Here is a 24259-nt window from a genome sequence, read left to right as displayed (position 1 = left end):
TCTTGCGTTTTATCAAGATTTTAGGAATATTCGAGGAATAAAATCCTCATCCTTCCGCATTATTTCCAAGGTAAATCCGCCAATTTAATTCCTAAAAGTTTTTGACAAATCTGATCCAATTGTTCTTCCGAACCTTCTAAGTGAAACGTTCTTTGTACATGGCGAAGCGACTGTCCATGAGCCAAGGCAATGGCCGGTGAGGAGCTTTCTAACTCATAAAATTTCCCCATTTGCGTACCTGTATCATTTTTGCCATCATTATAGGCATTTAGGGCATCTCCTTGGTAAGGATTTTCCTGAATTTCCCACATAGAATTGACATATTCTTGATCCCCTTGGTAATCAAATTGTAGAATAGTCAATATGTGATTGGCGGCATCATAACTGGCTGCCAATGGAACCAAAGCCTTAGGAGGAATGCCTAATTTTCCTCTCGAGTTGGCGTCAGCTTTAAAATAAAGCATCCCGTCTTTTTTGATCAAACGCTCGACAGGAATCTGACCAAAATAGGCTGCATTTATGGCGGCTTCTTGTCCTTTTTGATAGGGAATTAAAATCGTATTTTGGTCGGAAGCCTTCATCATTCCCAATAACCAGATGGATAAAACTCCAGTAGATTTAGACCAATCATGCCCAGTATTTTTTAATACGTTATCTGTTTGATAGCCCACCCAAGAAATTCCATCCAAAGAAACCTGAAATTGTTTTTCTGCTTCTGCCTGACTTAATAAGGTAACTTCGCGGTCCAGTGAGACTTTAAATTTTGTTCCAGAATAATTCGCAATTTCAAAATCCTTGTGGAATAAGGCTTTTTGTTTATCCGATTTTACCAAAGGATAGGTTTCTGTATCGATGATTTCGGGGGTTTGCCAATGTTCAAAAGTAAAGGGATCTCCTTGTTTAAAATACACAGAAAATTGCCCTCCTTCAGGGCCCAACCAAAAGCGTTCTTCACCTCCAAAGGCATTCATATGTGGCCCTAATTTGCCTGATTTTATTAGGTCATGGTTTATCCATCCATAACTAAAGCCCTCAGCTCCTTGGGAGCTACTGGTCATCACCCGAGCCTGATATTTCCCAACTACCAAAACCTGTTGGTCTCCTTGTTTCAATAAGACTGTCGTGGAATCATTTTTCAATAAATCATAATCGTATCCAAAGCTATTTTCTGGGTTCATGGTCGTATTTGAAGGCTTAGAAGATTGACAAGCCATCATCCCAGCAAGGATTAGAAAATAATGCACTTTCATCTGTTTTGGGGGCTTGTAATAGAAAATGAAGTTAATGAAAATTCCTAACGCTGGCAAGGTTCGAAACCTTGACAGCGTTGTCGTAACGAATGAATTTTCATACATATTGTCCAATAAATTGATAATCAATAATAGCCTATATTTATCCTTCTTTTAATAGATAAGTCCTTTAAAATATTGACCAAAAGATTTTACCTAAATTTTAATCAAATAGACCAAATATCCATTTAAAAATGCCTTTAGATCCGTAATTTTGATTTGAAAAAAGGCGTTCCTTTTTAACACAATTACAACCTATTTAATATGAAAAAAAACATTTGGCTTATGGTATTGTCCATAGCTAGTATCATGTCTTGCCAACGGTCCAATAGCCCCAATCAAATAGAAGCATGGACCTATAAATCCCAACATAAGCTACGCATTTCGGCCCATCGAGGAAACTCAGGTTCAGCTCCAGAAAACACTTTGGCTACCTTCCAAAAAACCTTGGATATGGGCGTTGATTTTATTGAAATTGATGTTAGAACGTCCAAAGACAATCAATTAGTCATTTTACATGATGGGACATTGAACAGAACGACCAACGGCAATGGACCAATATCCAATCTAACTTTGGAAGAAATTAAACGGTTAAAGGCCAATAAAAGCTGGGAAGCACAATTCCCCGATGAACGAATTCCTACTTTAGAGGAAACCCTACAATTAATAGAAAAATGGAACAAACAGAAAAATACGAAAACTTACATTTATGTGGACTGTAAACAAGTGGAGCCCAAGCCTTTGTTAGCCCTCATGCGGCAGTATCACCTCGACAAAGAGTCGGTTTACTATGGAAGTGATGAATTTTTGGAAAGATTAAAAGCAGAAGATCCCCAAAGCAAAAGAATGCCGAGCCTAAATAAAGCAGAAGAAATGGAGACAAAAATAAAACGTTTGGCCCCTTATGCTTTTGATGTCAATTGGCTAAAAATGAATGCCCAATTAGTAAAAGACATTCATAAAAAAAACATCCGAGTCTATTCCGATGTGTTAGGACCGCTTGACCAAGCTCTGAATTATAAAAAGGCAAAAGAGCTGGGAGTAGATCTAATTCAAACTGATCATGTAAAATCAGTTTATCGATATTTTCTGGGAAACTAAATTTAAAAATTCAACGTTGTCAAGGTTTGAAACCTTGACAACGTTAAGAAAAATTTACTTTTTAGGCTCTGATATAACCCCTAAATATCGGCCCATCCAATAAGGCAAAAGCCAGATATCTCCCGCACTATGCTCCGATAAACCATTGACCCCATTGCGGTCCATATTAAATTGGTTGGCATTGTGACGCATGATGGGTTTTTCATCTGGTGGCAATACTTCCTGCGTAGTTTGACGGCGGAAATTGTCCGCAACTTTTACCATATCCTTGCGATGACTATTTTGAATAGCCCAGTCAATCATATCCATGGGATGCTCGCGTAAATACCAGGCTGCTTCATTCAAGTCAAATTGTTTCGTACCTGTTAAAGCCGTAAAAATATTCCATGCCCCCTCTTTTTCTGGTCGTTCGATTTGCCAGTGATCCAAGATGGATTTTTTGAAATTCGCTTTCAACGTATCATTTAATGCATAGCGATACAATCCCCAATACCCCACAAAATACATTTCATCATCCGAGTGATTCCATCCATCTGACATGTTTTGAGCATGTGAATCCGCATCTTTTCCGGCACGACCTAACACACTAAATGGACGCATCAAGTTTTCATAATAGCCATATTTAGTCAATAACTCAAAGGCCTTTTGCTTATACTTCTCCTTTTTGGTGAAATGATAAGCTGTCTGAAGCATCGCAGTAATATTAGAAGAGTTCAACTTACGATCTCCGACATTCGTTGGGAAGGAATTGACATATTTTGGATTCCATTTTCCCCACATGGTAGGCTTTCCGTCAAAATCGATTAGGTACATATCATTTTTCAAAATATGTGACATCAAGGTGTCAATCAGCACAACAGAACGCTTCTTTAAATCAGCATCATCCACCAATTCAGCCATGGCCCCAAAAGCAAAAATGTGTCCAATCACCTCATCACTACTTGTGGTAGATTTAAAATCCCACTCAAGATCAGGGGATGGCTGCCAGCGCTCAGGATCTGATAAACTGGAAATGAAGCCACGACGCTCAAATGAACGAGCAGGAAACCCTGGCACTGGGGTTAATTTATATAAACGCTCCATAGCATCTAAAGACTCCCGACAATTTTGCAATGCCTCTGGATCTTTAGTTACCGCGTAACGGAAAATTTCTCCTCCCAAATACATCGAAGTCCAAAGTCCATCATTATCCGAATCAGCCAAATATCCTGTACTTAAATTCCCTTTTTGAATACCGTCTAGAGAAGCATTGAATCCATTACGGATATGACGTTTTCTCACCTGCTCATCATAAAAAACCGCCTTTTCATGCAAGGTCATTTTCTTAAAACAGATTTGCCCCAAACCAGCCGTTGTCGTAATTAATACGGAGTTTTTAGGACCTTCAGCAATGTGTTTCACGACATTACTCGGCAACCATCTTTCTCCATTATAATAATCAAATTTGCCATCCTTCTTCAATGCAAAAGCTCCTTTAGTAGAACCAAACCAAACTTTCTCTCCAATGGCCTTAATCGCTGTAATTTCTGTCCAAGGTAATTTTTGTAGCTTCTCTCCTACTTGTTTCGTAGATGTATCAAAAATCTGATACCCATCATTCCCACCTATATATACTTTGTTAGAATTTTCAGCTACATCAAAGGCCGTAAACGGACCACCTGAGACTAATTTAGTAATGCTAGCTTGAACTGGGGAAAAATGATAAAGCCCTTGTTTGCCTAAAATATAATAGGTTTGACTAGAGGCCTGATATTTCATGTCCAACACTTGATCACCCGACAAATTTCCTTTAAACAATGTTTTAGAATCTTTCACCCAGTGAATACTTGTGCCATCCGAAATTAAAAAAGCAAAATCCTTGCCTCCTACCACTTGACTAGCTTTTGCTAATTCATGTTTAGAGTAAATACTTCCGGCAAAAGCATGACTTAACACGGCCTTATCGTCCAACAAAACAAATTGCTTTTGATAGGAAGTTAAGGCTGCCATTTTCTTAGGAGCACTGGTCCGGTATTTGGTATCTTTAATCAAAGTCCCTGGGTATAAGAATTGACCGTCATGGGGTAAAAGAGTTCCTGTAGTACCAAACAAAATGATATTCCCATTTCTGTCTGCATAACTCGAACTCAAATCGGTAGTTTGATCTTTAGCTAGATAGTATTTGACACTATAATCTTGCCAAAATGGGACATCCTGATAAACGGGTTGCTTGGCCTTATTTTGAGCCCAAGTCATATGCGTGGCCAGCAATAGGCATACGTATATTAGTACATGTAATTTACTGATTTTCATTGTATAGGTTTAGGTTTAAATTCGCTACTCGGCTTTGATTTTCTGAGGATCAACCACCACATATTTAATTGATTTTTGATCTTTTTCGATATGGGAAGAGTAGGTAATATGCAATAGCCCATCGGGGCTTTGAGTCAAACATGGATAAGAAAAACTACCTTTTCCTGGAGCTACGTTTTCCACATAAGTCTTCCACTTCCAGGTTTTTCCTTCGTCATCGGATAAAAACAAGCCTAATCGGTATCGACCGTCGATGATGTCATTTCCTAAAAAAGCCAAACGGCCGTCTTTCAATACCAAAAGTTCCACACTGGCCGTATTCGGAATATCTGATTTAACAGATGGAGACCAGGTTTCTCCTTGATCGGTGGACTCACTGACGTGTACCCGAGGGGGATTATCCCCGCTATCACGCAAATAAGCTAATAGGTTTCCATTTTTCTTTTTTACCACAGCTGGTTGAATGGGACCACGGCCTACCAAAGGTAAGCTTGGGCGCCAGCTAGCCCCTTGATCATCTGAAATAGCCATCAAAGAGAAATTAAATCCATCCGAATACAATGGCAAAATGATGCGACCGCTATCCAATATAAGTGGCTTAATTCGTGTCATCCATCCAAAACTACGTTTCACCGGATCTGCACTAGCCTTAGCTATCATGTCGTCATATTTAGGCGCATAACCTGCCCAACCAATATGGTGCTCAGGCAATTGCTTCAGCTTTTTGGCTACTTCTGTGGCAAAATCATTCCCCGGCTTTAGCAAAATATTATCTTGCCATTCCCAAACAGGAGCACCCTCTTTGGAATAATTCATGGACGTACGTACACGTAACACCGACTGTTCCCATTGGTTGGCTTGAACAGCAATCCAGACTAAAAATAATTTGTTTTCTTTATTTAAGAAGAGTACAGGATTGCAATCAGGGATATTAGGTGTATCAGCCATCACAAAGGGTTCACTCCATTGGGAGTCTCCTTTTTTGAGGCGAGCCCCCATCAATTTAACATCATCGGCGGTTCTTTCCCCGCTGCCATAAAACCATACAGATAGGTAATCCCCATTGGGTAAGCGAACTAAACTACTTCCATGGACGTGTTTTTCTTGTCCGGGAAAAATAAGCATCGATTTGACAATAGCAGGACTCTGAGCCAGCGAATGAAAAGACATCACTAGCAGGGCAATCAAAATTTGGAATAACTTCATGTGATTATTTTACTTTTTTACGTCGCTCCATCAACTCTCTAAAAGTACTTAAGATAATACCTTCCTTCTCAATGTAGGCCTTCAAATCGGGATGCATCATGGAATTCATATCGGCCAAACGAGAGCCTCCTGAACCACTAATAAACTTAAATTCTTCGGTAATATCACTACTATGAACGATCAACATAGCGACACCCGGTTTCATGTGTTCCAATTGATAAATCCATTGATCAGCTTTATATTTCCCCCATTCGGCTGGAGTAGCATTGCCTTCTGGTTTCCAATCCCCACTATCCGAGTGTAAATCATCCAATACCGGTAATCCTGCTTTCCAAAGCATCTCTCCTATCTTCTTGGATTCGGTTACCAAATCCGTTAATCCAAATTTGGCCATCGGCAAAGGCATTCCTTCTTTCCACTTACCCTCTGCTTTCATTTTCTTGATATAAGGCTTATTGACAGATTCAATAAGCATTTTATTATTTCCTCCTGGGAACATCACGGGAATGCCTAATTCCATTCCCACCTTTAAGTACCGCTCTAAGAAAGGAGGATAAGCAAATAAGGTTCCCATGTGAGAATCCAAGTGAGTGGGTTTCCAACCCAAACGCGTAGCCCGTTCTACTTGAGCCCGGATTTCCTTTTCCACTTCATCAGGACTCGCATTTTTAATGACTTGTTCTACACTATGCCAAAGACATCCATCTCCATCACTTAAGGTAGGTACTTGCTGAAAACCTGATAAGGCTGGCCAACGATAATCCTTCCATTCAGAAGTTAATGTTAAGTGCAGACCTGCATCTAAATTGGGATGGTTTTTTTGGATGTAATGAATAAAACTAGCTGCCCATGGACATGGCATCATGATACTACATGAGGTAGCCACTCCCTGCTCTATGGATTTATAAGCCCCTTGATTGGAAGAATAGGACATGCCACAATCATCCACATGAAAAATAACCACTTTCTTCCCCTTCGGGTAGCCTAATTTTTCAGCATAAGTGGGTTCTAATTGCTGAGCCATGGCCATAGTAGTCAAGATGCTGGATGCAATGAATGCCCATAAAAGTAGTCCTAGTTTTTTCATAATACAAAACACATTTCGTTTAATTGATGGTTGAGTGATCCTTTACTGTTGACCAAGATAATTCAAAGAATGGATAAAAGGCTATTTAAGCACCGGTTTAGGGCTTGCTTGAATCAGTTGCAAAGCTTGGTCCATATAAATCTCTGCAGTCATTTCACCCAAGCTTGTTCGGGTTACATAATCATAGCGCTTAAAACTATTGTAATCCACTTTAGCCAGCATATAGCCAAATGCATCATTGGTTAGGCCAAACAAAAAGGGTAATTTGGTTGCCATGTGGCGCTTCACATAATATCCTACATTGGGTAAAGCTTCACCAGGAACGGTTAGTATTTGGGCTGGCCCAATGTTCAACAGATTTAATTGTGTGCTTACGGTATTAGGTTTTTTGTATTCGTATTTCAAAGGTGAATTCGTCAAAATATAGCGCATCATTTCTGAATCCACGGGAAGGTCGATCATTTTTGAGGTGCAATAAATAGAAGGAGCATCCAGTACCGGCGCTTTGTTAATAATACGCAAAGCCTCATCTGCTAACAGTTCCCCAATTCGAATACATTCTTCCCAAGTATTAGCTTCCTTTTGGCTACTCTGTCCTTCTTTTCCAAATTCCAAACGGGTATCAGCCGTCACCATTCCTCCTTGAGCGCCATTCATGAATAAGGCCACTCCACCAGCTTGGGCTTCGATTCGACTGTACAATGGCCCGCATAAATCGGGGCTAAGGATTCCTCTTCCACTACCAATTACTTCTGGGTGTATGGCATAATTGACCAAGGTAGCAATGGCTTTCCCTTGACGAGCACCGGTGGTAGCAATGGCTTGTATGACTCCACAACGTGGGTCATATAAAGCAGGGGCATAATAATTATAAGCAATTTTACCTTTAGCTTCTTCTACATTTACTTTCAAAGCCGCCGGCTCTAATTTCATAATGGCTTCGTTGACAGCATCAGCTATTTGCTGAACACAACGATCTAGGTATTTTAAATCAGCATAATTTTTACCCGTAGCATCTGGAAATCCATAAGCATCTGGGGCGGAGTGTGTATGCGTAGCTCCAATTAAAATGTTTTCAGGGGCAATTCCTTTGATGAGTGCTCTGGATTTATTTCCAAGAACGGAAGTCCAACCTAGGTTATCCACATTGACGATCGCAAACCGGGTATTTCCCTGCTCAAACACCATGGCTCGAGCAAACAAATCACCTTTCTTTTCCATACTAGGTTTAGGTGTTCCAATACCGCCCGAAACCGGAAGTAATGGATCTGGAGTAATCACTCGAACGGCTGCCCCAACCCGTAGGGTTTGAGCAGTCGCTTGAGTAAACAAACACAAGAATAAAAGTATGAAAAGGTTTAGAGGTGTATTTAATTTCATGGTTGAAAAAGAGTAAAGAATCGAATTTTTTGAAGGGCCTCCCGTAGGAGACCCCTTAAAAATCTTAATATGGCTTACCTGTTCCTTGAATAATCCAAGGTTTAGACCAAGCACTGTTTTTGCCATCTGCTTGTGAGAAATTAGTTACTTCTAATTTATCCAAAGCAGCAGCTGTATTCTTAGCATTGATACGCAACTCATCCTGCATGTAATAGAAACGAACAGGAATAGCTTGACGTTTTGCCACAGGACCCGCTTTTAACTCTGGGAAACCGGTACGACGGAAGTCGAACCATGCCTCAGTAGCAGCAGTCCAGCTAGCAATCCATTTTTGTTCCATTACTTGTTTCACTGTACCAGCAAAAACAACACCTGAATTAGCTAAATAAGTAGCTGAAGTAGAACCTACTCCCCAAGTAGTCAATGAAGCTTTCACGCCATTCTCATAAAACGTTTTAGCATCACCTACCGCATATCCTTTTAGAGCAGCCTCCGCCAAGATGAAGTTCACTTCAGCCGCAGATACCAAACGAGCTTTTAACAAGGCGCCTGATGCATTTTTGTACATAGGTGCAAGGAAAGAAACGTGAGGATTAAACGAAGTCTGACCTGGAGTAGGGTTCATGTTATACGCAGAAGGTAACTGAGAGAATGAAGTAGGTAAACCTACGTATTCTTGATCAGTATCTACTTTGGAATTACCCACTACATCTGGTGATAAATAACGCTTACCATCAACAATTTTATCGGTCTTAGCTGGCAAGGAAGCATCCATCACCAATGGAATTTCTACTTTGGCAGCCCAAACTCCTAAACGAGGGTCTTTTACATCCTGTAGGTATTCCACAAATGTATTGGCCATTTTAATACGACGGTAGTTACTACCACTCACATCATACACCGCATTAGCTGGCCAAGAAGTACCATCCGAAGTACCAGGGAATCCCATAGTTGCATCATCTGAGTTAGCTAAAATCACTGGATAGTTTGCTGGATTTTTGGCAATTTTCTCAATTCCTGCTTTAGCTACATCGGGTTTTTTTGCCGAAATACGCATGTAATAACGTAAAGCTAATGAGTTAGCCAATTTACGCCATTTAGTAGGATCACCCGAATAAATCACATCCACGTTATCCACAATGTTCGAATACTCGCTTTTTTGCTTAGACAAAAGCGTATTGGCTTTCTCTAAATCAGCTAAAATCCCTGTGTAAATAACTTCCTGTGAATCATAAGCTGGTAAGATATTATCCGTTCCACCTGTCTCTCCTTTCAAGGCATTCGTATACGGAGCATCACCCCAAAGGTCAGTAATCAAACCAAACATAAAGGCTTTGTTTACTAAAGCAACTCCTTGTTGGAATTCCCAGTTCAATGCTACCGAACGACTGTAAAGTAAGTCGTTGTTACGCAAAATATCATAATAACCTGACCAACTTTGGTTTCCACCCCAGTCATAATCATTATGTCCAGACGACCAAGCATCTTTTTGAGTATGCTGAACCACACCTGCTATATCTTGATATCCTAGGTTTACATAAGCCTTAGACATTTCCGTTAATACAGTTGGCATGACCAAGTTTGGATTTACAACCTCTGGCTGAACTCCATTTGGATTTATATTCACTTTTGTCAAGTCTTCACAAGAGAAAAATACTCCAGTTAATAGGGTGAAGGCGACAGCTTTTATTAATCTTATTTTCATGATTTTAATGTTTTAAGGTGCTTTGATTAAAATGTCAAACCAAGTTTAAATCCAACTGGGATAACCCAAGGAGTAACATTATAGCGCTCAATTCCTTGTTTAAACTGGGTTCCTGCTTGTGCTCCAGACTGAGGTTGGAAAGCTGTTTCAGGGTCGATTCCAATTTTAGAAGCCGTCCATAAAATGATGTTACGACTGTAAACAGAGAAGTTAGCACTTTGCAAACCTAAGCTCTTAACAAAATTACTTGGTAGCTCATATCCTAAAGAGATCTCTCTCAACTTCAAGAAAGAAGCATCGAATGTAGCTGCACGAGTAAAGCTCCATGGATAGTTATCTCCGTATGGAAGAACGCGGGTATTAGGGCCACCTAAGTTTTCCTCATATCCTGTGATATTTCCTTGAGCATCATATTTGGCAATAACACCTGGGTTAAATACCCCATTCGGATAGGTTTTTCCACCATATTCAAAAGGATATCCACCGTACTCTGCTGTAGGACCCCCTACGATTGGGAAATAACCATTTTTATTAATACGGATGTATTTATCTTCATTAGCTACCAAATAGTTACGCAATGCATCTCCTGTCAAACCATTTGGATTGATCAAGTTATCTAAGAAACGTTGTGATTTCAAGTCAGACTCACTGTAACGATATGTTTGAGAAACAAAGTCTCCACCGCTTCTCCAGTCGAATGTCATATTCAAGCTAAAGTTCTTATATGATAAAGAAGTCTGTAAGCCTAAAATGAAGTCTGGGTTGAAATTACCAATCTTAGTACGTGTATTGCTTGCATTGACAGATTGCCAAGAACCATCCGTATCCAAAATTGGATATCCGTAATATTTCGACGACTTATCTTTTACCGTTACAATTTCAGCATCGTAGATATCACCAATTTTATCTCCTACGTAAGTCCAAGCTCCACCTTTCGCATCTGTCCAAAGAGTATAGAAATTTAAACCTTCAGAAAGTTCTTTGATCGTCGTTTCGTTCTTGTAGAAGTTAGCCGTCAAATCCAATCTCCAACCATTCTTGTCGATCGGTGTACCACCAACAGTTAATTCAATACCCTTAGATACTAACAAACCTGCGTTGATGTTCTTCGATGTAAAACCAGAAGAAGAAGGTAGAGTAGTCGGGATGATTTGGTTGCGGTTTTCTACCGTATAATACGTTCCAGAGAATCTCAAACGATTTTTGTACATCGTCAAATCAAGACCTAAATCATAAGAAGTAGCAATTTCAGGCTTTAAATCAGGTAATAAAATAGAACCAGATTTTCCTAAACGAGTTAATGAGCCCCAAGCTTCAGCATTTTGTAAGGTATTGATCAAAGCATAAGGGTTCGTATCATTACCAACTTGTGCCACACCTGCTCTTACTTTCAATAAATCAATCTTGTCATTTGGAATAGCAAATGCTTCATTCAACAATACACTTAATGAAGCAGATGGGTAGAAGTAAGATCTATTTTCTACAGGCAAGGTACTAGACCAGTCGTTACGGGCTGTTAAATCCAAATACACCATATCCTTGTAAGATACGTTAGCCATTCCATAAGCACTATAAACTACCTTCTTCGTTTGGAAACTGGTGTAGTTAATATTGGTATTAGCAATGTTTTGTAAGGTATACAAGCCTGGGATAATCAAACCAGTTCCTCCTTTAGAAGAAGTACTTACGTCCATGGTTTTAGAACTTCTTGCATTACCTCCTACAGAGAATGATAGATGGAAATCTTCTACTGGCCTAGTCCAAGTAGCTAAGAAGTCCACGTTACGCTCATAGCGATCTAAATTAGTAATACCATAAGCACCATTTTTCTCACCCGTGTAAGACTTCGCAATTTTAGTTTCACGAGTTTCTCCATAGGTATCCAAAGCATAACGAGCCATTAAGCTTACCTCTGGAGTAATTTGATAATCCATTTTTACATTACCAAATACACGATTACGCTCAAATGCATTTTTCACTTCATAAGCTAAGAACCAAGGGTTATTAAAGTTTCCGATAGATTGTGACTTCTGTTGTAAACCTTCTTGACCAGGAACCCAGTAATCTTTCAAGTCCATGATGTTGATGTGTGGAGAAACCGCATATGCCCACTGTAATGGGTTAGATCCTCTCTCACTAGCTGGACGATTGTTTGAATTATTTCTGCTCAAATCAATGTTAGCACTCAATTTCAATTTGTTCGACAATTTGAAAGAAGAAGCTGCCGATAATGAGTTCTTGAATAAATCAGAACCTGGAATAATTCCGCGGCTAGTCATGTTGGAATATGTCAAACGATAATTAGCTACATCATTTCCATTGGTAACCGAAACTCCGTTCGTGGTTGTGATACCTGTTTGAACAAAGTTTTTCACATTATCAGCATATGATTTTAATTCCGTTGGAATAGCTTTTCCATCAGCTCCTTTTGGACTGTTCCATTGAATAGCTTTATAGCCTTTATCCAATTCTGGTCCAATACCTCCCGCTGATCCTTCTTCAATACTCAAAATTCCTCCTGGATATGGGTTATTGTCTGGAGTAAATGGAAGCACACCCGTAGCAAACTTCGAGTGCATTTTCAAAAATTTGTAAGGATTATCAAATACCGTGTTAGAAGTAATATTCACGGTCATTTTCTTTGCCTTAGAGCCATTTTTTGTAGTAATTAAAACGACACCATTACCAGCACGTGAACCGTAAAGAGCCGCAGCACTTGGTCCTTTCAAAACCGATACGCTTTCTACGTTCTCTGGATTTAAATCGGAAATGGCATTACCATAATCCACTCGGTTATCATTACCAATTTGACCTACGTTGTTCAAGGAGTTAATCACCGGCACACCGTCAATCACAAACAATGGCTGATTGTCATTACTCAATGATTTAGCACCACGAATGATCATACTCACAGAAGAACCGGTACCACCCGTAGCATTGATGCTCACACCAGCTACTTTACCTGATAAAGAGTTCAAGACGTTTTCATTCACGACACGACTTAAGTCTTTACCTGCTACTTTACCCACAGAATATCCAAGCGATTTCTCTTCACGCTTGATACCTAAGGCTGTAACCACTACTTCATTTAATAAGGCAGTACTAGAGGATAAAGAAACATCTAACACACTACGACTTCCGATACGAATTTCTTGCGTATCAAAACCAACAAACGAAAATACTAATACGGGATTCGTTCCATTAACTTCAATGGAATAAGCTCCTGACGAATTAGTGGTTGTCCCTTTCGTGGTTCCTTTCAGTGAAATATTCACTCCAGGAACTTCCGTACCATCCTGACTGGAAGTTACCTTTCCAGTGATCAGTCGGGACTGAGCGAAAGCAGCTGAATAGCACCCGGCTATCATGACTGCTACAAATAGAAAATGCCGAAACATTTTTACTGTAAAATTTAATCTCATAATTAAATAGATTTGGTTGAAAAGACTTTACTCAGTATTCAGGGTTAAAAATTTTAACAAAAAAATGCATTATAATGGTTGAATAATTAAATAAATTTGTCAAATAGCACAACTATTCTAGCATAATAGCTGCATTTCATCTAAATTGACAACTTTAATAATTCAATGAAGGCTCATTTACTTAAAGTTTCGAACCAACCACTGCGTTCATTTAGTGTTCGTCGTGACATAGTTAATTACTTTTTTAACAAGTATCATTACCATCCAGAAATCGAATTGTTACTAATTGAAAAAGGTACTGGAACCCAGTTTGTGGGGGATAGTATCCAACGATTTCAAGATGGTGATTTACTGTTAATTGGTTCCAATTGTCCACACTATTTACGTAGTGATAACGTATATTTTCAGGGTGATGAAGACTTAAAAGCCAGCGCTTTAGTCATCCACTTTAACTCTGATTTATTTGGAAATTCATTTTTCAAGCTGCACGAAAATCGATTTGTTTTACAATTATTAGAAGAAGCCAGAAAAGGAATTAGAATACAAGGGGAAACCAAAAAACAAATAATTTGTCGGATGAACGCCATCCTCGACAATGAAAATGACAACTTGGTTTTACACTTATATCAAATCTTAGATTTACTTTCCATGAGTAAGGAAAGGGAAATTCTTTCGATGGGTATTCTAGAGAATTCAACCAGTGAAAAAGAAACAGAAAGATTAAACTTGATCTACAATTTTTCTGTCAAGCATTTCAAAAGGAAAATCAGCATCGATGAAATTGCCGGAATTGCGCATTTAAGTCCTCTGTCTTTTTGTCGGTATTTTAAAACCAAAACTAGAAAAAACTACGCCAGCTTCCTGAATGAAATTCGGGTGGAGTATGCCTGTAAATTGATTAAGGAAAATCAATTTCTAGTCACCCAAATATGTTATGAATCTGGGTTTAACAATTTTACCAATTTCAACAAAGCATTTAAAAAAACCACTGGTAAGACTCCTTTTCAATATGCCAAGGAGTTCAATTAATACCTTATAATTTTTGATTCCCAATATCTAAACCTACCAAATAATGAACAACAAAAAATTACTTTTATCCCTACTCACCGTAGGGATGTCCTTGGGAACGGCATGGGCTATACGTGGCCAATTTGGACATGAGCATGGGGCCGCTTGGGCTGGGGCCATCGGATCCATGGCCATTATGCTGATTGCCAATCGCAAAGATTGGTTTGCCAAAGCATTTCAAGTCATCATTTCTGGAGCCATGGGCTGGGGAATCGGCGGAGTCATGAGCTACGGCATGGTCGTAGGTTATGGCCGAGATACGGAATTTGTCAATGTCTACTATGGCTTGATTTCCCTATTTGTCATCGGTGGACTTTATGGTTTCATTGGAGGAGGCTTATTTGGCCTTAGCCTATCCAACTCTAGCAAAAGCCCCGTTTCCTGGCCACAGCTATTGGTAGAAATGGTGATAGGAGCCGTCTTATTTTACTTTTTCATCATCCAACAATACGATTGGCTCATGACTCCTCCTAGAGATGAATCTTGGGCGGGAGTTTTAGGCATGGCTGCTGCACTTACTTGGTTTATGTTTCGTACCAAGCAATATTCAGCCCTTCGTGTGGCCTTGTTCGCTGGACTAGGTGGAGGTTTTGGATTTGCCTTTGGTAATTTCTTACAAGTATTAGGACATGTTTCCGAAATTAAATTCAATTTCTGGAATGTTATGGAATATTCCTTAGGCTTTTTTGGGGGCATCGGTATGGCCTATGGTACATTTACTTCGCATTGGGAAGACAGTACAGAAGTGAACTATTCCAAACAATGGTTTCCACTTATCATGCTAGTCCTCATCATTCCCTTTACCATGTGGCAACAAAATTTCCGCTTGGATCGCTTGGAAAAAACCATCACTCCTTTGCTCACTGCTTCCGACCAAGCCGTAGAACTGTCGGTTCGCTGGGATTCATTATTGTTAATTCTTTTTGCAGGAATCTATTGGCTCAATGTTCACTCCAAATCTAAATCCTTAGACTATAGCGATATCAAAAAATTCTTCATCGGTCATTTTGGACTGTATATGTTATTGAGCATTCTCATCACTGGTGCTTTCTTGAGTACCTATCGTATTGAGCAGTATTTATACATTGTGAATTTTGCTATTATCATATACCTACTCAGCCAAGTAGAAGTTAACTTTGAAAACCACGCCATTTCATGGAATACTTATGCCAAAAACCTAGGGCTTGTCTTGGCTTTCATCGCAGTATTAGCCTATATTGCTGCTAATTCCCACGATGAAATCAAAGGTTCACATAAAAGATTTGGAGAAGAAATTCCCCTAGAAACACCCAAACCATAACATGAAAAAAATACATTGCTTTATCATTGGAATAGCTCTACTAGGAGCTATTCCTTCCTTTTCGCAAAATTTTACTTGGCCACAAGGTAAAAAAATGGCCCTTAGTCTCAGCTTTGATGATGCGAGAGGTAGCCAAGTGACTCATGGAACTCCACTGCTCAATCAGCATGGAGTAAAAGCCACTTTCTTCCTCAACCCGGGTGCTATGGAAAAAAATCTAGCTGGCTGGAAAAAAGCCGTAGCCGACGGACATGAGATTGGGAACCACAGTACCTCACATCCTTGTACCGGTATATTTACCTGGTCTAGGGCCAATGCCTTGGAAAATTATAGCCTAGAAAAAATGGAGAAGGATATATTGGATTGTAATAAGTCCATAGAAAAGAACTTAGGAGTAAAAGCCGAAGTTTTTGCCTATCCCTGTGGACAAACCTTTATTGGGAATGCGGGTCAAACACAAAGCTATGTTCCTTTAATTGCCAAACATTTTTTGTTGGGCCGCCTATGGAAAAGTGAGGCTCCCAATGATCCTAGCTATACTAATTTTGCCCAATTGACAGGCATAGAAATGGATGGCCAAGATTTTGAACAAATCTTACCCTTGATTGAAGAAGCGAGAAAATCAGGCAAATGGCTGGTATTGGCTGGCCATGAAATGAATGAGTCGGGCAATCAAACCACCCGACTCAGTATGCTGAAAAAACTCATGGAATATGCCAATGATCCTGCACATGGGATTTGGATAGCTCCCATGGGAACAGTTACCAAATACATTCAATCGCATTAAACTAAGGGGGCAAAATCCAGACTTTTTACCATAGGTAATTTCAAATAATCTTGAATTAATTGATCCAAAGCAGAGGTTTCTTTAGGTGTCAACTTACCCACATCACGGCGGGTAGCTAAACGAATAGGGAAGCCTCTTTTTTGTAAGACATATTTAGCACTGGTAGGATAAACCGTATGCATCACCTCCATATTGTCAATATAGAATTTCTGTACCTCAGCCACTTGATCTTCTTTTCCTGGCGCATTAAAGTTAGCACATAACCAAGCGATTAATTCAGGAAAGTAATTCCCTTGAATACAGGACAAACCCATGGCTCCTGCCTTCAAGACAGAAACGGCATGACCCATGTAGGCATCATATAAACCAAAATTATAGCCTTGAGCCGTACGGATACGCAAGGCCACTTTAGCTAAATCCAAGGATGTATCTTTGTGATAGACTAAACGACCAGAGGGTAATAAATCTTCTAATACCTCTTGACTAATCAAACGCTTATAGGGAACAGGACATTCATAAATACCAAAAGGAATTCCTGGAGTCAATTCCATAAAGTGGTGCATATGCTGTAAAAATACAGCGTCAGACTCCTCTTCTTTCACCATTAGGTTATTCAAAACAATCACGGCATCTACTCCTAAAGCATAAATCGCCTTAGAAAAATCAGCCATTTCCTCAATGCTCTCGCCTAGGGTTCCCGTAGCTACTACAGGTACTCGGCCTGCTGCGGTTTTCACCACCGTTTCTATTAAACTTAATCGTTCCGCACGAGATAATTCATACATTTCACTCGACAAACAATTGGCAAACAAGCCTACTGAACCTGTTTGAATATACATTTCTGTTAAACGGGCTATTCCTTCCAAATCCAAAGAATGATCTTCTTTGAAGGTACTTATCATCACGGGTACAAAACCCTTCGGTAATTTCTGCTGCATCATTTTTTCTATTTACTAATCAATTTTTGAACAAGGCGACCAATCAATACAATGGAAATGGTGCCCAAAACAACGGTCATTTTAGAATCAAATGGGCTTTGATAAGCTTCGGGAAAACTATCTTTAAAGGATATCCAGGCTATGATGACTACCCCAGCAATGGCACCCACTTTGGCCGCCAAATTCTCTACATGCTTTGATAAGAATCCTAACAAAAATATACCAAGCATCCCCCCAGCGAAAATTCCCGATAGTTTCCACCAAACATCCAAGAGACTTTTAACCCCAATCATGCTAATCCCGAAGGTGATACCTAATAATCCCATGATTACGGTAGCAATGTGCAAGACTTTTAATTGCTTGGCAGGAGGTACATCTTTTTGAACATAGCGTAAATATATATCCTTGAGAAATACCGTAGCCGAACTATTCATACCGCTACTCATGGTACTCATAGCTGCTGACAACAGGGCTGCCATCAACAAGCCCAATAAACCTTTAGGTATCTGGGTTTTCATGAAAAACGGCAATACGCGATCACCATAATCTGATGGTTTTAAGGCATCTATGGCAATACTTTTTTCGGCCGAAACCTGTTGCTTTAATTCTAAAATCAAGGCAGGGTTTTCCAAGTAAAATGTATAAAGCGCAGTTCCAATAAAAAAGAATAAACAAGATACGGGAACGAAGTAAAATACACATAACCAAATGCTTTTAGCTGCTTCTTTGGCATCTTTGGCCGTATGGTAACGCTGTATGTAATTTTGATCTATCCCAAAATTGGTCAAATTAATAAAAAACCCATACAACAAAACCACCCAAACGGAGCTGGTACTAAAATCAGGATTAAAACTTCCTAAGCTAAATTTATCATCCCGAATACCCACTTCAATCACTTTAGAAAAGCCTGTTTGATAAATGATAATCCCCACAATCATCAGTGCTCCCATCGTTTTCAAAATAGCCTGTATCACCTCGGTCCAAATAACTGCCTCCATACCCCCTAACACGGTATAAAAAATAATACATAAACCAGAAACGATGATAATTAATCGCATATCCACCCCAGTTAAGGCATTGATTGTCAGGGCTATTCCATAAAAAATAGTCCCCATTCTGGCCAATTGGGTCATGATAAAACAGACCATGGCATAGGTTCGTGCCCAAGCTCCAAAACGCTTTTCTAAATGCGTATAGGCGCTTACTTCTCCACTGTTTCGATAAAACGGAACAAAGTATTTGGTGGATACCCAAGCTGCAAACGGAATGGATAAACTAAAAACGAATGGGTTCCAATTGGAGCCAAAAGACTTTCCTGGGTCTCCCAAAAAAGTAATGGCACTTAAAAAAGTGGCATAAAAACTCAGCCCTAATGCCCAACCAGGAATTTGGCCCGAGGCCGTGGTAAATTGCTCGGAACTATTATTTTTCCTAGAAAAATAAATACCTATAGCCACCATGCATAGTAAATAAACAACGATGATGCTAAGATCAAGAACAGGTAGAGTCATATTATAAGGTGATCACAACGTGCTTAATCTTCTCTCTTTTCCAAGTATAGGTAATATGAATTTTACCGTCTTTCGTTTGAATCACCGCAGGGTAAGAAAACTCTGCCTTAGGCTCATTTTCTAATACGGCAAGTTCCTTCCATGTTTTACTATCCAACGAAATAGCCACATTGAGTGGAGAGCGTTTGCCACCCCATTCTTGGGATTCCTTAGTCACGTGATTGTAAATTAATACCTGACGACCATCTTTTAAGGTAACGGCATCCGTACCCGAATTAGGGTTAGGTAGAGAAATAGCCTTCAAAGCTGACCAAGTCTTTCCTTGATCGGAAGAATATGACTCCAAGATATATCCATTCTTACTTCTACAAAGAATTTGCAGTCGACCGTCTTTTAAAAATAAGACACTAGGTTGAATCGCTGAAAACTCTTTCCCGTCGTTAATAGCTTCTGTACGCGTCCAAGTACGTCCTCCATCTTTGGTCATTTCAAAGTGTACCCGCCAACCATTATCCTCTGAGCTAGTTGGGCATAGCAATGTCCCGTCTTTCAACATCACGGGTTTATTTTTAATTGGTCCTAAAATGCCTAGAGGTAATCTTTCGGTATTAGACCATGTTTTACCGCCATCTTTGGAACGTTTGATCATTCCCCACCAATCTTTTGGAGTAGGTCCTTCTTTGTAAAACAATAATAACTCCCCGCCTTTAGAAGCTGGCATTTGAAATAAAACTGGGTTCCAAAGGGGATAACGAATGGTGCTATTTTGAACACCGTTGGCCACTTCGATAGGGGCTGTCCATTTGCCATTGACCATTCTACTCACCCAAATTCCTACATCTGGATGACGCTCTTCTGTTCCCCCAAACCAGGCGGTTACTAAACCGGTAGGAGTTTCTTCAATGGTTGAGGCATGGCACTCAGGAAATGGGGCCTTCTCGTAAATAAATTCTGAGCTTGTAATCTGCGCGAAAGCTCCTTGACCTAGCACCATCAGTGCTAGTATATACAAAATTTTCATAGTTAAATAGGTTCAATGGAAAGCGAAATTACACTATTTATGAGAAAATCATCCTTTTTGCCCAAAGTTTTGAAAAAAAAGAGTCTTCAAAAATTGAATTTCAACTACCCACATTGCCCCATAATTACTTTAAACGTATACTTAAAGGATATCTTTGATTTGAATACCTGACAAAACTTGAAAGCCATTTATGTGTAAAACCTTCTTCTCTCCTTCGATTTTATTACCTAAACTCTTTCTTTTATCTTCAAAACCAGCCAATAAAGTTGTGTAATGCTGTCTAATTTCCCAATGCTCTGGAACATAAAACGTAGCCCCACCCATGATTTGAGTAATTTCAATACTAATGGATTCTTCCTCAAATTCCACCTGGCTAAAATCCAATTCCAAGCCCGCCACAATATTAGTCAAATTGGCCCCTTTAAAATCTTTGCAAGTCGCCTGAATGGTACTTGAATTAAGCACATTGGATAAGGCAATAAAGGGTTCATCATGGGCAGAAAAGCTAGGGTTGGCCTTATTGGACGAACTTCCCCAATTTCCCATTCTTGTATCACAGGATGAATCTTTCTTTCGATTCGATTTTTGAATCATAGAAATCCCAACGATAATGAACACGACAGGTAAAGTATACTCAAAAATATCGATATCCATAAATTCTCGATCAATCAAGAACGCTCCTCCCACTAATACCGGCCAGATCCAGCCCGTTCTCTGAAATGAACTACTGATGCCAGAAACCAGTCCAACAACAATCAATAAAACTGGCCAAGTAAATAGCCAGTCAGGCAATTGAAACCAATCTGTCTGACGAATTAAAAATACGATACCTACCAACAGGAAAACAATTCCAACGGTACCACCAGATTTTGAAGTAGATTTTTTGCTCATGAGTTTAGGGTATAAAATTGTTCGCCAAGTAAAGCAAAAGGTCAAATGGCTTCATCAACTTTGGGATAAACGGGGAATCAACGAGGTGAATTGTCGAAATCCCTATCTAAAGCGCAATCAAAGTCCCTTAAAAGACAACTATTTATACATGTTAATAATAAAATCTAGCATATTGACTAAATTCTCTTTTTTGAGTGATTTGGAGATTCATCAAAACTTAATAAATACGCTAACTTGCGTGAACTAAACCTATCAAACAACATGCGTAATTTTATACTTGTATTCCTTTGCCTCAGCATTTTTGCCTGTTCGACAGAGAAAAAAAATAATCCTAAACTTTCCAAAGAGCATCAAAAGGCCCTCGATGATTTTCAACTCATGGATGGTTTTGAAATTGAAATGGTGGCTGCTGAGCCCCTAGTCGCCGATCCTGTGGCCATGGAAATCGATGAAGATGGCAACTGGTTTGTTTTAGAAATGCCTGGCTATCCACTGGATTTAAGCAAAACTGGACAAGTCCGCAAACTGATGGATACCAATGGTGACGGATATCCTGATAAATCCGAAATTTTTGTGGATAGTTTGACCCTACCCATGGGAATCATGAAATGGAAAAAAGGAATCATCGTAGCCGATGCTCCCAACATTCTATATTTTGAAGATACCAATGGCGACAATAAAGCGGATAAGCGGGAGGTGATATTAACAGGATTTTCATTGTCCAATCCGCAGCATAATATGAATTCCCCAAAATTCGGTCTAGACAACTGGATTTATTTAGGCCATTCTGGATCCATCAATTCCTTTGCCTATGAATATCTTTTTGGAGATAAAGGAAGTGATATCCGCTACCCAGCCAATCCTAAGGCAAACATCCTTCCCAAAAACGGAAATGGGCGCAATGTCCGCTTTAAACCCGATAATTTTGGACTAGAATCCATGTCTGGAGAAACCCAATATGGGCATACTTTTGACCCTTGGGGTCACCGATTTTACACCGATAATGCAGATCACCTTTACCATGAGGTATTAGATGCCCGCTACACAAGCACCAATCCCAATTTGGTCATTCCTGAGGCTATGGAAAAAATCCCAGATCATGGAGATGCTTGTGAGGTCTATCCTATTTCAGAAAACCCCAATCACCAATTGTTAACAGACGTGGGCGTGGTGACATCCAGCTGTGGTATCACTTGGTATGATGGAGGGGCTTTTGGCAAAGATTTTAGTCAAGTGACGTTTGTGGGTGAGCCCGTACATAATTTGGTTCATGCCGATATCATTGAATCCAAAGGTTCCACTTTTACAGGTAAAAGATTACTCGAGAAAAAAGAATTTTTAGCTTCCAAAGACCCTTGGTTTAGACCGGTCAATTTTTATGTAGGCCCAGATGGAGCTTTATATGTCATTGACTATTACCGACAATTGATTGAACATCCTGAATGGATGTCGGAAGAGGTTAATAAAAGCGGGGCTTTGTACAATGGTAAGACCAAAGGTCGAATCTATCGTATCACAAAAAAGGGAAGTGCGGGAATGAATTGGATGAATGACACTCATTTGTCGAAAGAACCTTCAGAAAAGCTCGTAGAGCTATTACAATCAGACAATGGCTGGTTTAGAAAAACCGCCCAACGTTTATTGTTCCATCGCAAAGATGTGTCAGTTGTACCAGCTTTGCAAGAAACGATTGCTAAGAAAGAGGCAGAAGCCAGTATTCCAGCCTTATGGTTATTGTCGGATTGGGGCAAACTAACACCAGAAGATATCGTCCATGCCTTATCCAATAAGACCGCAGGAGTGCGTGAAAATGCGTTACAAATTGCGGATCGAAACTTGAAATTACCTGCCTTTGCGTCGAATAAAGATGTAAAAAAATCTCTTATTCAAGCAGCAAAAGACCCTGATGCTCGAGTACGATTTCAATGGCTATGCTCTTCGGCATTTTTCACATTTCCTGAAGCTGTAGCCTTACGAAGTAGCATCTTGAATCAAGATATAGATGACCATTGGGTGGGAGTAGCTGCTATTGCTGCATCCAAAGGTTCAGAGTTAAGTTTATTACAAGGGGCCATTACAAATTTTGGTAATAAGCCCTCTGAAGGAAAAGAAAATTTCTTTGCTTACGTGGCAGCAGCCTTAATGAAAAAGCAAGACATGAGTTTCTTGTCTTTAACCAGTGATGCCCAAGTAAGTAACGATTGGTGGCAAGCGGCTGTATTAAAAGGTTTGGCCAATTATGCGGACTATGCAGAAAAGAAAATCACGCTGGATGAAAATCAAAAAAATGCTTTAGCCAAATCGTTTTTGATTTCTCCCAACACAAACATGCGCCATGCCATCATTGGGGTATTTAAAGCGGTGGGTTTACCTACTGATAAAACTTTTGCCAAGGAAGTCTTTACCAAATTTTCAGGTAGCCAAGATGCCAAATTTCAAGAGGATGCCTTGGCCTTGTTAACCTTACAAAAGGATCCAGCATTCACTAGCAAATTAATTTCGTTCATTCGCACATCTAGCAGTGAATCCATTCAATTGGCCAGTATCAAAGCTTTGCCGAATCAGATTTCTGCGCAGGAAATGGCTCAGATTAATCAGGTATACCAACAAATGAAAATGCCTTCTCGAAAGGCTTGGATTCGCTATCAAATTGTGAATGAAAAATACATGATTCCCTTATTGAAGGAAATTGCCAATAAAAATATCCCAAAATCAGATTTGGAATGGCCACAATTTGTGGAGTTAATGAATTCCTATGATGCCAATATCCGCAAATTAGCTCGTGAAGTTCTGGCCATCAGTGAGGATAGAAAAGCGGTATTACAGAATTATTTGCCTGCTGCTGACATGGCGGGAAATGCCGCTAAAGGCAAAGAAATATTTAAGGCAAACTGTACCGTTTGTCATCAAATCAAGGGTGTAGCTGGGGTCTCATTTGGACCCGATTTATCTACCTTAAAAAGTAGAAATGCACTATCCATCATTACGGAAATTATCAACCCCAACAATTCCATTGCTGATAAATATGGCAATTGGGATTTACAAATGTCGGATGGTTCTAGAATTTCAGGAATCATTACTTCGGAAAACGACAATTCGCTTAGCCTAAAACAAATGGGCGGTGCGGTTCAGGTCATTGAGAAATACCAAATTAAATCGAGAGTTTCATCCAAAGTTTCTGCCATGCCAAATGGCTTAGATGCCAATATTAAATTGCAAGATATGGCGGATTTGGTGGCATTTATCAAAGGAATTTAACGC

Annotated in this window: 16 protein-coding genes; 5 read left to right on the top strand and 11 right to left on the bottom strand. The window is 39.6% G+C overall.

From position 1 onward, the window contains the following. Positions 1 to 59 precede the first annotated feature (59 nt). A complete protein-coding gene (locus tag EWU23_RS07970; protein ID WP_166230572.1) occupies positions 60 to 1250 on the bottom strand; it encodes a DUF6786 family protein in 1191 nt (396 codons plus the stop codon). 303 nt (positions 1251 to 1553) lie between these two features. On the opposite strand from EWU23_RS07970, the gene EWU23_RS07965 reads away from it, so the two are divergent. Next, positions 1554 to 2390 (top strand): glycerophosphodiester phosphodiesterase family protein, encoded by an 837-nt coding sequence (locus tag EWU23_RS07965; protein ID WP_166230570.1) that lies wholly within the window; start codon positions 1554 to 1556, stop codon positions 2388 to 2390. 54 nt (positions 2391 to 2444) lie between these two features. Here the strand turns inward: EWU23_RS07965 and EWU23_RS07960 are convergent, their stop codons facing one another. The 6 genes from EWU23_RS07960 to EWU23_RS07935 form a co-directional block, all read right to left on the bottom strand. Continuing rightward, positions 2445 to 4682: a hypothetical protein gene (locus tag EWU23_RS07960; protein WP_166230568.1), complete on the bottom strand. Its 2238-nt coding sequence runs from the start codon at positions 4680 to 4682 to the stop codon at positions 2445 to 2447. 24 nt (positions 4683 to 4706) lie between these two features. After that, positions 4707 to 5888, bottom strand: coding sequence for a sialidase family protein (locus EWU23_RS07955; RefSeq protein ID WP_166230566.1), 1182 nt, complete (start codon positions 5886 to 5888; stop codon positions 4707 to 4709). Positions 5889 to 5892: 4 nt separating this feature from the next. Continuing rightward, the gene (locus EWU23_RS07950) at positions 5893 to 6975 is read right to left on the bottom strand and encodes a polysaccharide deacetylase family protein (RefSeq protein WP_166230564.1); all 1083 of its coding nucleotides are present in this window, start codon (positions 6973 to 6975) and stop codon (positions 5893 to 5895) included. A gap of 81 nt (positions 6976 to 7056) precedes the next feature. Next, complete coding sequence (locus tag EWU23_RS07945; protein ID WP_166230562.1) at positions 7057 to 8355, bottom strand: hypothetical protein; 1299 nt, start codon at positions 8353 to 8355, stop codon at positions 7057 to 7059. A gap of 64 nt (positions 8356 to 8419) precedes the next feature. Then, positions 8420 to 10060 (bottom strand): SusD/RagB family nutrient-binding outer membrane lipoprotein, encoded by a 1641-nt coding sequence (locus EWU23_RS07940; RefSeq protein ID WP_166230560.1) that lies wholly within the window; start codon positions 10058 to 10060, stop codon positions 8420 to 8422. Between the two features lie 26 nt (positions 10061 to 10086). Continuing rightward, a complete protein-coding gene (locus EWU23_RS07935) occupies positions 10087 to 13482 on the bottom strand; it encodes a SusC/RagA family TonB-linked outer membrane protein (protein ID WP_166230558.1) in 3396 nt (1131 codons plus the stop codon). A 165-nt stretch (positions 13483 to 13647) separates the two neighbouring features. Between EWU23_RS07935 and EWU23_RS07930 the strand changes: the two genes are divergently transcribed. Genes EWU23_RS07930 through EWU23_RS07920 form a run of 3 tightly spaced genes read left to right on the top strand, consistent with a single transcriptional unit; the run spans position 13648 to position 16637 of the window. Then, on the top strand, positions 13648 to 14511 hold the full coding sequence (locus tag EWU23_RS07930; protein ID WP_166230556.1) for an AraC family transcriptional regulator: 864 nt from the start codon (positions 13648 to 13650) through the stop codon (positions 14509 to 14511). Between the two features lie 43 nt (positions 14512 to 14554). Beyond that, positions 14555 to 15850, top strand: coding sequence for a hypothetical protein (locus EWU23_RS07925; protein ID WP_166230554.1), 1296 nt, complete (start codon positions 14555 to 14557; stop codon positions 15848 to 15850). A gap of 1 nt (position 15851) precedes the next feature. Further along, the gene (locus EWU23_RS07920; RefSeq protein ID WP_166230552.1) at positions 15852 to 16637 is read left to right on the top strand and encodes a polysaccharide deacetylase family protein; all 786 of its coding nucleotides are present in this window, start codon (positions 15852 to 15854) and stop codon (positions 16635 to 16637) included. On the opposite strand, the gene EWU23_RS07915 is transcribed toward EWU23_RS07920, so the two are convergent. The 4 genes from EWU23_RS07915 to EWU23_RS07900 all read right to left on the bottom strand — a co-directional run bounded on the left by EWU23_RS07915 (position 16634) and on the right by EWU23_RS07900 (position 20998). Beyond that, on the bottom strand, positions 16634 to 17578 hold the full coding sequence (locus tag EWU23_RS07915; RefSeq protein ID WP_235942176.1) for a dihydrodipicolinate synthase family protein: 945 nt from the start codon (positions 17576 to 17578) through the stop codon (positions 16634 to 16636). The two genes, EWU23_RS07920 and EWU23_RS07915, sit on opposite strands and share 4 nt — an antisense overlap. Positions 17579 to 17583: 5 nt before the next feature. Continuing rightward, positions 17584 to 19086: a sodium:solute symporter gene (locus EWU23_RS07910; RefSeq protein WP_166230550.1), complete on the bottom strand. Its 1503-nt coding sequence runs from the start codon at positions 19084 to 19086 to the stop codon at positions 17584 to 17586. A 1-nt stretch (position 19087) separates the two neighbouring features. Next, positions 19088 to 20107, bottom strand: a complete 1020-nt coding sequence (locus tag EWU23_RS07905; RefSeq protein ID WP_166230548.1) for a sialidase family protein — start codon at positions 20105 to 20107, stop codon at positions 19088 to 19090. Positions 20108 to 20248: 141 nt separating this feature from the next. Beyond that, positions 20249 to 20998, bottom strand: a complete 750-nt coding sequence (locus EWU23_RS07900; RefSeq protein WP_166230546.1) for a LiaF transmembrane domain-containing protein — start codon at positions 20996 to 20998, stop codon at positions 20249 to 20251. A 261-nt stretch (positions 20999 to 21259) separates the two neighbouring features. Here EWU23_RS07900 and EWU23_RS07895 point away from each other — a divergent pair, with 261 nt between their 5' ends. Then, positions 21260 to 24256, top strand: a complete 2997-nt coding sequence (locus EWU23_RS07895; RefSeq protein ID WP_166230544.1) for a PVC-type heme-binding CxxCH protein — start codon at positions 21260 to 21262, stop codon at positions 24254 to 24256. Positions 24257 to 24259: the final 3 nt, after the last annotated feature.

It is taken from the genome of Aquirufa beregesia, assembly GCF_011090385.1.
In the GTDB taxonomy this organism is placed as follows: domain Bacteria; phylum Bacteroidota; class Bacteroidia; order Cytophagales; family Spirosomataceae; genus Aquirufa; species Aquirufa beregesia.
This window is presented reverse-complemented; position numbering and strand designations above follow the sequence as displayed.